The organism is Rhizobium sp. SRDI969, from assembly GCF_025152725.1.
Taxonomy (GTDB): Bacteria; Pseudomonadota; Alphaproteobacteria; order Rhizobiales; family Rhizobiaceae; genus Rhizobium; species Rhizobium leguminosarum_I.
Window position 1 is genome coordinate 2,708,829 of record NZ_CP104035.1, and the last position, 12,789, is coordinate 2,721,617.

The 12,789-nt window shown below is 61.1% G+C and carries 12 protein-coding genes; 5 read left to right on the plus strand and 7 right to left on the minus strand.

Features of this window, described 5'->3' with window-relative positions; translation table 11 throughout:
• Window positions 1–13: 13 nt before the first annotated feature.
• Window positions 14–922 (minus strand): AraC family transcriptional regulator, encoded by a 909-nt coding sequence (locus N2A41_RS13685; RefSeq protein ID WP_260109020.1) that lies wholly within the window; start codon window positions 920–922, stop codon window positions 14–16.
• A 204-nt stretch (window positions 923–1,126) separates the two neighbouring features.
• Between N2A41_RS13685 and N2A41_RS13690 the strand changes: the two genes are divergently transcribed.
• Entirely contained in the window at window positions 1,127–2,173 is a 1,047-nt protein-coding gene (locus N2A41_RS13690) for an NAD(P)-dependent alcohol dehydrogenase (RefSeq protein ID WP_011652713.1), read from the plus strand.
• Between the two features lie 44 nt (window positions 2,174–2,217).
• On the opposite strand, the gene N2A41_RS13695 is transcribed toward N2A41_RS13690, so the two are convergent.
• From N2A41_RS13695 to N2A41_RS13715, 5 genes are all read right to left on the minus strand, one after another.
• Window positions 2,218–3,300: an acyltransferase family protein gene (locus N2A41_RS13695; RefSeq protein WP_260109022.1), complete on the minus strand. Its 1,083-nt coding sequence runs from the start codon at window positions 3,298–3,300 to the stop codon at window positions 2,218–2,220.
• Between the two features lie 129 nt (window positions 3,301–3,429).
• Complete coding sequence (locus tag N2A41_RS13700; RefSeq protein ID WP_260109023.1) at window positions 3,430–5,379, minus strand: elongation factor G; 1,950 nt, start codon at window positions 5,377–5,379, stop codon at window positions 3,430–3,432.
• Between the two features lie 439 nt (window positions 5,380–5,818).
• Window positions 5,819–7,084: an NAD(P)/FAD-dependent oxidoreductase gene (locus tag N2A41_RS13705; RefSeq protein WP_260109024.1), complete on the minus strand. Its 1,266-nt coding sequence runs from the start codon at window positions 7,082–7,084 to the stop codon at window positions 5,819–5,821.
• 114 nt (window positions 7,085–7,198) lie between these two features.
• Entirely contained in the window at window positions 7,199–7,744 is a 546-nt protein-coding gene (locus tag N2A41_RS13710; RefSeq protein ID WP_260109025.1) for a PH domain-containing protein, read from the minus strand.
• Window positions 7,745–7,771: 27 nt separating this feature from the next.
• Window positions 7,772–8,236 carry an Lrp/AsnC family transcriptional regulator gene (locus tag N2A41_RS13715; RefSeq protein WP_170276453.1) on the minus strand — a complete coding sequence of 155 codons (465 nt, stop codon included), beginning with the start codon at window positions 8,234–8,236 and terminating at the stop codon, window positions 7,772–7,774.
• A 157-nt stretch (window positions 8,237–8,393) separates the two neighbouring features.
• On the opposite strand from N2A41_RS13715, the gene N2A41_RS13720 reads away from it, so the two are divergent.
• From N2A41_RS13720 to N2A41_RS13735, 4 genes are all read left to right on the plus strand, one after another.
• Entirely contained in the window at window positions 8,394–9,113 is a 720-nt protein-coding gene (locus N2A41_RS13720; RefSeq protein ID WP_260109026.1) for an aspartate/glutamate racemase family protein, read from the plus strand.
• Between the two features lie 230 nt (window positions 9,114–9,343).
• Window positions 9,344–10,261: a bifunctional helix-turn-helix transcriptional regulator/GNAT family N-acetyltransferase gene (locus tag N2A41_RS13725; protein ID WP_170255031.1), complete on the plus strand. Its 918-nt coding sequence runs from the start codon at window positions 9,344–9,346 to the stop codon at window positions 10,259–10,261.
• Window positions 10,262–10,321: 60 nt separating this feature from the next.
• Complete coding sequence (locus N2A41_RS13730; RefSeq protein ID WP_260109027.1) at window positions 10,322–10,945, plus strand: TetR/AcrR family transcriptional regulator; 624 nt, start codon at window positions 10,322–10,324, stop codon at window positions 10,943–10,945.
• Window positions 10,946–11,055: 110 nt separating this feature from the next.
• Window positions 11,056–12,264 carry an MFS transporter gene (locus N2A41_RS13735; RefSeq protein ID WP_170282635.1) on the plus strand — a complete coding sequence of 403 codons (1,209 nt, stop codon included), beginning with the start codon at window positions 11,056–11,058 and terminating at the stop codon, window positions 12,262–12,264.
• 9 nt (window positions 12,265–12,273) lie between these two features.
• Here N2A41_RS13735 and N2A41_RS13740 read toward each other — a convergent pair whose 3' ends face one another.
• On the minus strand, window positions 12,274–12,690 hold the full coding sequence (locus N2A41_RS13740) for a winged helix-turn-helix transcriptional regulator (RefSeq protein ID WP_162116027.1): 417 nt from the start codon (window positions 12,688–12,690) through the stop codon (window positions 12,274–12,276).
• Window positions 12,691–12,789 lie beyond the last annotated feature (99 nt).

Consider the following 12,789-nt stretch of genomic DNA (forward strand, 5'->3'; position numbering starts at 1 on the left):
CCGCGCGCGGCCTCTATTCCGCCGCCATGACGTCGCGGGCGCCGTCGACATCGCGAGCTGGCGAGGCGCCGTAGAGGCGGCTGTATTCACGGCTGAACTGCGACGGGCTTTGATATCCGACGCGGTGGCCGGCCGTGCCCGCATCGAGGCGCTCCACGAGCATCAGCCGGCGTGCCTCGTGCAGGCGAAGCTGCTTCTGATACTGCACCGGCGTCATCGCCGTGACCGATTTAAAGTGATGATGGAAGGACGACACGCTCATGCTGACGCGGTCGGCAAGGTCTTCGATGCGCAGTGGCCGCGCGAAATTCTCCTTCAGCCATGCGACGGCGCGCGCGACCCTGTTGCTGTGGCTGTCTGCAGTGGCAATATTGATCAGCCGCGCGCCATCCGGCCCGGTCAGCACCCGGTAGAGGATTTCCTGCTCGATCAGCGGCGCCATGGCAGGAATGTCGCCTGGACGATCGAGCAAGCGCAGCAAGCGGACGGCAGCATCCAGGAGCTCCGGTGGAGCGACGTTCACCGCCATCCCGCGCTGTCCGTCAGTATCGGCGGCTGGGCGCGGAATATCGATCCGGCTGAGCAATTCCAGCAGTTTTTCCGAGTCGATTGCCAACCCCAGGCAGACATGCGGAACCTCAGGGCTTGCCTCCGTGACGCGCCAGGCGACCGGCAGGTCGAGCGAGGTCAGCAGATAGTCGCCAGTCCCGTAGCTGATAAGTTCCGTGCCGAGGCGCAAGCTCTTGGCGCCCTGCAGGACAAAGGCAAAACAGGGCCGGTAGCTGCTGTGCAGCGGATCGCTGGGCTTGGACCGACGGCTGATGTGAAGATTGCCGATATCAGTCGCAAACTCGCCGTCACCAGCCGCGAAGCGCATCGCGATATCGACAATTTCCTGATAGGGGCTGAAGGGCAAAGTCATGCGGCAACTCTTTCTGTCAATTGTCTGACGCCGGCGATACCGCTCTTATCTAGAGTGCCTTGGCCATTTCACAAACAGGCCGGCGCCTCACTTTTGCAGGATCGTGCAAAAAGCTGAGAGGATCGCTCTAACTCTCTGCCGCCGTTCCGGGCAATAGTCCACCATCTCTTTCAACCCCCACCACAATCGAAAAGGATGGTTCCCATGCCTATTGCAAGAGGCTACGCCGCGACCGACGCTTCCAAGCCGCTGACCCCTTTCACCTTCGAACGCCGCAACCCGAACCCCGACGACGTCGTTATCGACATCAAGTTTGCCGGCATCTGCCACTCGGACATCCACACTGTCCGCAACGAATGGAAGAACGCCGTCTATCCGATCGTGCCGGGCCATGAGATCGCCGGCATCGTCTCGGCCGTCGGTTCCGATGTGACCAAATTCAAGGTCGGCGATCGCGTCGGCGTCGGCTGCTTCGTCGATTCCTGCATCGGCTGCGCCGAGCGCGACCTTGATCGGGAACAGTATATGCCGGGGCTCGCCGGCACCTACAATGACTTCGAAGCCGACCGGAAGACACGCACCCAGGGCGGCTATTCCGACTCGATCGTCGTTCGGGAAGGCTATGTCATGTCCATTCCGGACAATCTGCCCCTCGATGCCTCCGCGCCGCTGCTCTGCGCCGGCATCACGCTCTACTCGCCGCTGCGCCACTGGAATGCCGGCCCCGGCAAGAAGGTTGCGATCGTCGGCATGGGCGGCCTCGGCCACATGGGCGTCAAGCTCGGCGCCGCCATGGGCGCCGATATCACCGTTCTCTCCCAGAGCCTTTCCAAGAAGGAAGATGGGCTGAAGCTCGGCGCCAAGGAATATTACGCCACCAACGACCCGGAAACATTCACGAAGCTCGCCGGGACTTTCGACTTGATCATCTGCACCGTCAGCGCCGAGATCGACTGGAATGCCTATCTCGGCCTGCTGAAGGTGGATGGTTCCTTCGTGGTGGTCGGCGCCCCGGAAAACCCGATCCCCGTGCATGCCTTCTCGATCATCCCCGGCCGCAAGAGCATATCAGGCTCGATGATCGGTTCGATCAAGGAAACCCAGGAAATGCTCGACTTCTGCGGCGAGCACAACATCGTCTCCGAGATCGAGAAGATCAACATCCAGCAGGTCAACGAAGCCTATGAACGCGTCCTGAAAAGCGACGTCCGCTACCGCTTCGTCATCGACATCGCCTCGCTGGCGGCTTGAAGAATGGGCGGCGACTCCTTCGGGAGCCGCCGCCGGACAGGCGACTAGATCGGCCTCCAGCGAAGCCAAAACCTACGGCCAGGCGACTGGATCCAGATGGCGATGAGGTGCGCCGCCAATAATGACAACGGCAAGAGGAACACGGCCAAGGAAAGAGCGTCTCGGCTGCATTCGCCACCCCACGAGGTATTTCCGAGCCCGAGATAATTGCGCAGAGCAAAACAATCACCCACTCCGAACGTTGCGAGCAAGATCAGTAGCGGTACGTGCGCGAGGTAGAGCGGGTAGGAAATTTCACCCATCCAGGTGGCGAAGCGTCCGAGCCGCGCGTTTCTTGCCAGCCCCAAGCCGAACCAGATGATCATGGGGTGAGCGATAAATATCAGAAGCAGATAGTATTTCCTCTCGGTGAGGATGAACCCCGAATAAAGCGCCGTGAGCGCGGCCACCAGAATCAAACTGGCCGAGGCGGCAAGCCTGATGCGGAAGCCTCGTCGCCAAAGATGACTGATAAGTACGCCGCCGTAAAAAGATACCAGCACCCGTGGAAAGCCTCCGAGAATATCGCCCCAGACGGAGCCCGGCGGGTACCGAAAGTGCCATAAAGCAAGGACGAATGCTGGCGCTGACAGCGCGACGATGAAAACAGCCACTCGGAGACGCGCCGCAGTAACAAGAAAGACCACGTTGGCCACGACTTCAAAAAACAACGACCATGCCGGTCCGTTCAAGGGCAGAATGCCGAGGACGGTGTCAGACGGCGCCGGAAGCATGAGCAGGCTGGTAACGGAGGAAACGGCAAAAGTGTTGATGCTCCAGTTTTCGAGATGGCCAATCAATGGGAAAACCGAAACAGCGCCCAGCAATGTGCAGGCGAAGTAGACGGGATACAGTCGGGCAATGCGGTGATTGATGAAGTCTCGGCGGCCGCCCGCCTGTAGCAGGCTCTCGCTGTATCTTTCCGCCAAAACGAAGCCGCTTAACATGAAGAAAAGATCGACAGCGGCATAAGCAACGGGAAACGCGTTGCTGGAATGATAAACGAGTACAAGTATTGCAGATGCCCCACGCAACAGATCGAGCATCCAGAAACGATGCTTTCCCTCAGCTGCTACGTCACTTGTCATGCAAAAATCTCACGCTCTATTCCAAGCCCGCGAGCTACCATTATTCGATGCGAAGACATTTGGCGAGGGAATAACCGTGCATCAACGCTCACTATACACCGCCGAACCACCTCCAGATCAGGGCTGTACTCAAATGGGGACACCCCGCAGACGCAGCAAATATTCGGCACCGTTAAACGGATCGGGGCCGGAGCGCTCACGCAAGCGCGGCTGGCCGGCAACCGGGGCGTAGTGATCGAAAGAGGTTTCCATGGTTCCGGCCCCGCTTGTCAGGCCCGGCAATTGCTGCTGAACGCTTTGGATCACCTGAGACGCCACGGTGCCCTCGAGCCGGGCGACGCCATCGGCGATCGCCGAATCCATCATCGCCGCTGCCGATTTCGCAAGCAAAGTGAGCACACCGCTCAAGCTCTCCGCGGGCGCTTCGAGATGAAAGCGGTCGATCGGTTCGCATAGGACGGTTTGCGCGGCCGACAGTGCATCTGCCAGCACCCAAGGCGTGAGTTGCCGGAAATCGGCGGCGGTGCTTACAGGCGAGCTGTGCCGAGCTGCCGTCATCGCCACGTGGCAATCAATAACCTGCCAGCCGAAAATCCCCTGCTTCAGGGTTTCGAACACGGTCTCCTCGACCGCTCGATAGAAGGCTACAGGCATCTGGCCGACATCCACTTCGAGCGCGAAGCTGTTGCCCGCCCCGGGAGGGCGCGGCTCGACGCGCAGGCCGACGGTTGCCAGGAAGGGATTGGGCTCCTTGAAGAGGACCTGCAGGCTTTGCCCGGTTCCTGCAAGCCTTTCCACTAAGATGACGGTGCTTTCCTCGAACCCAGCCTCGAGACCGAAATCCGTCAGCAGGGTCGATTGGACGACCTCCTTCTGCACCTCGCCATAGAGCGATACGAAGATTTCGTCGGCATCATCGTTCCGGCGCAGATTGATCAACGGGTCCTGCTCCGCCATCTGGTTCAGCGCCAGCCAGAGGGCCGCCTTGTCGGAGGGCCGCCGGGCAAGGACGCGGGTTTCGAGGCTGGGCGGGGCAAACTGCGGCCGCCCACCCGCGAGCAGGTCGCCGCCCACTGCATCCCCGATACGGGCGCCGGCAAGGCCGCTGATGCGCGCGATCTGCCCGGCGCGGAAGCTTGCGGCGCCATGAACCCGGCCAGCCTCGAAAACCTCGATCGCGGTCACTCTTTCCGGGCCTTTGGGCAAATCCAGATGTTGCCGGAGCCGGACCGTGCCCGACGTCAGATACATATAGGCCAGCTTTTCACCACCCCAACCGCGTTCGATCTTGAAGATTTTTCCGGCAATCGGCCCGTCCGGATCGAGGCGCCGGCCGGGCAATATCGTCGCGATGGCCGATGTCAGGGCCGGCACGCCGACGCCAGTCGTTGCCGCACCTGCGAAGACAGGATGCACCAGACCGCTCGCGACCTGATCGGCCAGGCAGCGTCCAAGCCTATCCGCCGTCAGGCGATCGGGCGCCAAGACGTAGTCGTCCAGCAGCGCCTCGTCATTCTCCGCGAGTGCTTCGCAGAGCGGCGTGAAAAGCGGTTCGCATCCGGGGGCCAACGCCTCCACTCTGGCAAGCCTGCTGCCGGCATCGATGACGGAAGACATGGCGATGGGGCGAACGAGCAATTGGCTGGCAAGAGCCTTCAGCACGTCCTCATATTGGGCGCCGAGACGATCGACCTTGTTGACGAAGAAGATGAAGGGAACGCCAAGCCGCCGCAACGCCCGCACCAGCACCCGCGTCTGGGCCTGCACGCCTTCGACCGCCGAAACGACGACGACCGCGGCATCCAGCAACCCGAGCACCCGCTCGACCTCGGCGATGAAATCCGGGTGACCGGGCGTGTCGATGAGATTGACAATCCTGTCGCCGACCGTGAACGACACCGCCGCGGTCCTGATCGTGATGCCGCGTTGCCGTTCGAGCTCGAGAGTGTCCGTCTGTGTATTGCCGATATCAACGCTGCCGAGCTTGTCGATGACGCCGGCGTCAAAAAGCAGTCTTTCGGTAAGGCTAGTCTTGCCTGCATCCACGTGGGCGAGGATGCCCAGATTCAAAGTGCGCATGAACCACCAACTTCTCAGAATTTCGAATGTGATTTTCGTGAGAAGTGAATCGGCGCATTGGAACCTCTACCTGGTGATGGCGACGGCTGGATGCAGAACCCCCGGTGTTCTTCGGAGGCGCGGGCGGAATGGTAGAGGCGTGTCGGGAGATATGTCAAGCTTGGGCGTATGACGTTCACGCGTGGCTGGTTTCCTGGACCGGCGTGCCGTGGCCGCCCCCCTCTTGACTGCGCGCAAACGGCTTCCCAAACAATCAGCGATTCAGCTCGGCTTTACATTCAAGATGCAGGAAGGTCATGCCACTTGTGATCTCCCCACCTGTGGGGGGTTCGAAGGACGGGTCGAGCCACGCGTCTCGACCCCAGGCCTGGCAGGACAGAGGGGGGTGCCCCCGCGGCATGCCCTCTCCTGCTGTCCCCAACATGACCCGAAAGAGAGTTTACCCCTCCTCCCGCATCGTCTCCCGCTGTGTAATCAGCCGCGCGCTGTGCTGGCCGCTCAGATAGATCCACAGCCAGCTCCAGGCGACGGAGAAGCGCGAGCGAGTGCCGATCAGGAAGTAGATATGAGCAAGTCCCCAGATCCACCAGGCGATCCAGCCCTTCAGCTTGATCCGGCCGAAATCGATAATCGCCGCACTCTTGCCGATCGTCGCCAGGCTGCCCTGATGCCAATAGCGGAAAGGCGCCGGCGCCGGTTTGCCGGACAGGCGGGCGCGGATCACCTTGGCGACGTAACCGCCCTGCTGCTTGGCGGCAGGCGCAATGCCCGGCACCGGCTTGCCGTCCTCGCGCATGACCGATGCGGTATCGCCGACGACGAAGACATCGGGCAGGCCCGGCGCGCTCAGATCCTTTTCGACGATGACGCGCCCTGCCCGGTCGGCCGGCACGCCAAGCCATTGCGCCGCCGGCGAGGCGGTGACGCCGGCTGCCCAGACGATCGTCCGGCTGGCAACGAAGGTCTCGCCGATCTTCACGCCGTGGGCGTTGCACTCGGTCACCGGCTTGCCGAGATGGATCTCGACCCCGAGTTTTTCCAGCGCCTTCTGCGCATAGGCCGAAAGCTCCTCGGCGAAGGTCGGCAGCACCCGCGGGCCGGCCTCGACCAGCACGACGCGGGTCTTGCGCGTGTCGATGTTGCGGAACTCCTTGGGCAACGTGAAATGCGCGAGCTCGGCAATGATGCCGGCCAACTCGACGCCGGTCGGCCCGGCCCCGACGATGGTGAAGGTCAGCAGCGCGTCGCGTGCAGCGGGATCGCTCTCCATCTCCGCTCGCTCGAAGGCGAGCAGCACGCGCCGGCGGATCGTCGTCGCATCCTCCAGCGTCTTCAGGCCGGGCGCCACCGGCTCCCATTCGTCATGGCCGAAATAGGCATGCGTCGCCCCGGTCGCCAGCACCAGCGTATCGTAACCAAGAGTCATGCCGTTGCGTAAGGAAACCGTCTTCGCACCGCTGTCCACGTCGGTGACCTCTCCGAGCAGCACCGTCACGTCAGGCCGGTCGGCATAGAGGCGGCGGATCGGCCAGGCGATCTCCGAGGTGGAGAGAATGGTGGTCGCCACCTGATAGAGCAGCGGCTGGAAGAGATGGTGATTGCGCCGGTCGACCAGCGTAATCTTGACGCCGGCACTCTTCAACCCGTTGACGAGCTGCAACCCGCCGAAACCACCGCCGACAACGACGACATGATGATCGCTCATGACCTACCCCTTTGCGCCATTTTCGCTCAAAGCCAATGTGGCCTTCGCCGCGATGGTTGCAACTGCCGTTTCGGCATGCCTGCCCTGCGCCGCCGATAGTCGACGGCGCAGGGTTTATTGGCTTCGCCTGCAGTCCGACCTCGCTTTTTGCAGAATGCTGTAAACGTGTTGTGCATTGTCGATCCCCAAAAGCTGAGGTTCATTGGCAAGGGCCGGCGTCCAGCCGCTCATCCGTCGGTTGGACCGGACGCCGAACTTGATCGTACCCCTGCCGCGGGTGCCCTCTTCAAAGCTGATCGAGGGCAGAAGTTCATGCCCGCTGGTGTATAAATTCCGAAAGAACCCGCTTCTGCGAATGATGACGCGTCTGTCGGTTACCATGTATTCCGTCCTCGCCCGCGCGGCAGCATCGACGAAAAAACGTCCCGCGATGATGTAGAGGCCCATCAGCGCAAACAGACTAAGCCACAATTTCGTAGAAACCGGCCCGTCCCCAATGACGGCGGCAAATGCGAGAACATTCGCAAAACCGCCCCAGAGAAGCGAAAACGGAATGAGGAGGCGATCTCGTGATGTCAGGAAAAATCCCTGTGCGGGACGCCCTGACCAGAGAAGCTTTTCCCCCCGCATGAAATCACGATTGATATTGCCATTGCCCATATGATTGCAGCTCTTAAAAACACCGGCTCACCGTGCATAACCCACGGGTATCGCCGTTCCATGCTTCAACTCTTCCATCGAGATCGATGCCGAAACGTCGAAGAGTTCGAGTTTGCGGACAATCTGCTTGTAGATCACGTCGTAATGCTCGACGCGCGGCAGCACGATCTTCAGGATGTAATCATGGTTGCCGGTCAGGCGGTGCGCTTCGACGATTTCGGGGATGTCGCCGATGATCCGGCGGAAGGTCTCCGTCCATTCATCGGAATGGTGCGCCGTCTTGACCAGTGCGAAGAGCGTCGTCGGCACGCCCATCTTTTCCCGATCGAGCACGACGATGCGCCGGGCGATATGGCCACTCTCCTCCAGCCGCTGGATGCGCCGGGAGCAGGCCGAAACCGAAAGCGCCACACGCTCGGCAAGATCGGTCACGGATATGCCTGCATCCTTCTGCAGCATGTCGAGAATGCGCCTATCGCGATCGTCAAGCATGTGTCTAAACTGAACCTCTCGCCGAATTTTTGCATAAACTCGTAAATCCACGCAAAATAATATCACATATTTCACAGAGATGACAAACAACGCAAACACGTCGCGCCGGAATCGCGGCATCATTCCCGACAGTTGAGAAGCATGGGAGCTTGTAGAAATGGAAATGATCGGACTGATCGGTGGCATGAGTTTCGAAAGTTCGGCGGTCTATTACCGCCTCGTCAACGAGATGGTGCGCGACCGCAAGGGTGGCCTCGCCTCGGCTGAACTCATCCTGCATTCGGTCAATTTCGAAGAGATCGTCGCGCTCCAGAAGGCCGGCGACTGGGATATGGCCGCCTCGCGCCTCGGCGATGTGGCGCTGCGCCTGCAGATCGCCGGTGCCCGTTGCATCCTCATCTGCACCAACACCATGCACCTGATCGCCGACAAGGTCGCAGACAAGATCTCCGTGCCGCTGATCCACATCATCGACGAGACGGCAAAATCGCTGCATGCGAGCGGCTGTAAGCGCCCGCTGCTGCTTGCCACCCGCTACACGATGGAGCACGGCTTCTACGGTGACCGGATGAAGGGCCTCGGCCTCGACATCATGGTGCCCGATGCCGGCGACCGCACCACCGTGCACGATATTATCTTCAACGAACTCTGCGCCGGCAAGGTGCTCGACAGTTCGCGTCAAAAACTGTTCGATGTCATCGCTCGCGCCGTTGATAACGGCGCCGACAGCATCATCCTCGGCTGCACCGAGATCTGCCTGATCCTCGACCCCGACCATTTGCCGCTGCCGGGCTTCGACACCACAGCGATCCATGCGCGGGCGGCTGTCGATTTCGCGCTGGGAATGGACGAGACAACAGAAGAGGAAGCCGCCTGATATCGTCAAATTAGTTGACTCAGTCCAATAAATGTCAGACAAGATCTTCGTCTGGAGATCTTTGCCGGGCCGCTGACAAAGTCGGTCAACTGCTCTTTCGTCATGCTCGGGCTTGTCCCGAGCATCTGCAGCCGGTGCAGCAGATCCTCGGCACAAGGCCGAGGATGACGCCGAGTGAAGAGCACACGGTTCGTCAGCAGTCTGACCAGGATCTCCATTTGGAGATCATCATGTCTAGCCTATCGCTCATCGAAACCGCTCGCGATTTCAACCGGTTCTATACGAACTTCCTCGGCCTCTTGAACAAGGCCTATCTCGACACCCCCTTCACGCTGACCGATGCCCGCATCCTCTTCGAGCTCGGCTCGCATGATGGCGTCAGCGCCGCCGCACTTGTCCGCGACCTGCAGCTCGACCCGGCCTATCTCAGCCGCATTCTCAAGCGTTTCCGCGCCGAGGGGTTGATCGAGACCAGCCCCGATCCGGCCGATCTTCGCAGCCAGGTCATCATTGTCACCGACCAGGGACGCGAGACGTTCGAGGAACTCGGCCGGCGCTCCAATGCGCAGATCGCCGCCCGTTTCGACCGCCTGGCGAGCGGCGAGCCGGAGGCGGCCGTCTCCGCCATGTGCACGATTCGCGCCCTGCTCGACCCGGCGGCAAAACCTGCGCCGGCAATCATCCGCGCTCACCGGTCCGGCGATATCGGCTGGATCGTCCAGAGCCAGGGCCGCTTCTATGCCGAGGAATATGGCTGGGATCTGCGCTTCGAGGCGCTGGTCGCCGAGGTCGCCGGCAAATTCCTCGCCAATTTCGATCCGGTCAAAGAATATTGCTGGATCGCCGAGCGCGGCGGCGTCAATGTCGGCTCGGTGCTCATCACCAATGGCGGCGACGGCGTCGCCAAGCTCCGCCTGCTCTATGTCGACAAATCAGCCCGCGGCCTCGGTCTCGGCAAGCTGCTGGTCGATGAATGCATCCGCTTCTCAAAACAGAAGGGCTACCGCGAGCTTTCGCTCTGGACCAACGATATGCTGGAGACCGCCCGCGCCATCTACGTCAAGGCGGGATTCCGCCTTGTCTCCGAGGAGAGACATCGCATGTTCGGCCCCGAAGCGAACGGCCAGACCTGGGTGCTCGATCTCTGAATTTGCTGCGTCGCAGAAATTTCACTTGATTTGGAAACGTTCATTCCCTAATTAGGCGCTATGACCGTTGCCAATCTCACACCAGAAGCAAAGACCCGCAGCCGTGGCCGTCCGCGCGAGTTCGATATGGAAGCAGCACTGGATGCGGCGCTCCGCGTCTTTTCCGAACGCGGCTATCACGCCGCCTCCATCAGCGAGTTGACCGAAGCAATGGGCCTTGCTTCGGGGAGCATCTACAAGGCATTCAAGGATAAGCGCGGCATCTTTCTGGCTTCTTTCGCCCATTATCGAAAACTCGGCCGACGGCGCCTGGAAGCGATGATCGCGTCTGCGAAGACCGGTCGCGAGAAGGTCTTCCAGATGGTGATGTATTATGCCGAGGTCTCCTATGGCGAGGCCGGCCGCAAAGGCTGTCTCGTCGTCGGCGGCGCCAACGACTTCGCCCTGCTTGACGAGGAAGCCGCTGCCCACGTCGTGACTGCCTTTACCGCGGACGAAAAGCTGATGGCCGATCTCATCCGCATCGGCCAGGCAGACGGCAGCATTCCGAAGACGGCAGACCCCGATGCCGCCGCCCTCGCCTTCCTCTGCTTTACCAAGGGCCTGCGCGTCATCGGCAAAACAGGACGCAGCAGGGAAGAGATGCTGTCCGCGGCCGAGGCCGCGATGAAGCTCGTGACCTGAACAGTCCACATCGTGGACGAGAGAAATACCGGTATTCGGTCAAGGATCGGGTGGCCGCAGCCAGCATTTTTGCATTCAATCCTTTCAATCTTTGAATACCGGAGTTTCTGATGAGCATTTCAGCCACCACGCCGGATAGGGCCATTCCCAGGGCGCTATCCCCTTGGCTAACCTTCCTTTTCGCCGCCGCCTGCGGGCTGGTGGCCGCCAATCTCTATTACGGCCAGCCGCTGGCCGGCCCGATCAGTGCCGATCTCGGCTTCACGCCTGCCGCCACCGGCCTGATCGTCACGTTAACGCAGATCGGCTACGGCCTCGGCCTGCTGCTGATCGTGCCGCTCGGCGATCTCACCGAAAACCGCCGTCTGGTGTTGATGCTGATCGCCGTCTCCGCTGTCGCGCTCATCGGCGCGGCGCTGTCGTCGACGCCCGCGGCCTTCCTCGTCGCTTCGCTCTCTATCGGTCTTTCATCTGTCGCAGTTCAGGTCCTGGTTCCTTTCGCTGCCAACATGGCGCCGGATGCCACGCGCGGCCAAGTCGTCGGCAATGTCATGAGCGGCCTGCTCTGCGGCATCATGCTCGCCCGCCCCTTCGCAAGCTTCGTCGCCGAGGCCTCCTCCTGGCACGTGGTCTACTACGTCACCGCAGCGCTCATGCTCGTGCTCGCCGTCGTCTTGCGCATCAACCTGCCGGTTCGCGTGCCGAAGACGAAACTGCGTTATGGCGAGTTGCTCGCTTCTATGGGCCATCTGGCGCTCACCTCGCGCGTGCTGCAGCGCCGGGCGCTCTATCAGGCCGGCATGTTCGGTGCCTTCAGCCTGTTCTGGACGACGACGCCGCTGCTGCTTGCAAGCCCGGCCTTCGGCCTGACGCAGAACGGCATTGCCCTCTTCGCCCTCGCAGGTGCTGCCGGCGCCGTCGCCTCGCCGATCGCCGGCAGGCTTGCCGACCGCGGCATGACAAAGATCGCCTCGACGCTCGCCATGCTGCTCGGCATGGCCGCCTTCCTGATCAGCCATTTCGCCGGCGATGGCTCGCTTGGCGCTTTGCTGCTCCTGTCGGCAGCAGCGATCCTTCTCGATTTCGGCGTAACGACCAATCTCGTCTGCGGCCAGCGCGCCATCTATGCGCTGAACCCGGAACACCGCAGCCGGCTCAACGGCTTGTTCATGGCGACCTTCTTTGCCGGCGGCGCCCTGGGCTCAGCACTCGGCGGCTGGGCCTATGCGACCGGCGGCTGGACGATGACGGCCTGGATCGGCTTCTGCTTCCCGGCGCTGGCCTTCCTGCTGTTCCTGACGGAAGGACGCGGCGAGTAAGAAGCCGGCCTATTTGTCGACGGAATCGAACTGAGAACGGGCGGCGCGAACGGCATCATGGTTCGCTTCCGCCCAGTTCAACAGTTGCGCCAGCGTCTGGTACAGCGAGCGGCCGAGTTCGGTCATCGAATATTCCACACTCGGCGGCTTGGTCGGGAAAACCTCGCGGTGGATGTAACCGTCTCTCTGCAGGTCGCGCAGCGTCTGCGTCAGCATGCGTTGCGAAATATCGGGTATCATCCGCCGCAACTCGCCGAATCGATAAGGCCGATCCGCCAGCACATCGAGCAGCAGAGTCGACCATTTGCCGCCGATCTGCTGCATCATGTCCCTGACCGGGCAATTGCCGAAATCAAGACCGGCAAGATCGATCTCGCGCCGCGTCCCCGGCATCCTGTTCTTCAGACTGAGGACTGCGCCACTCATCTGCTGGTTCCCTTTTAGTAACGTACAGCCGAAAAACTGCCTCCTTTACACCGCGAAGTCAATTCCTATTCTAGTGTTACTCTCTTTTTGAGACCACCT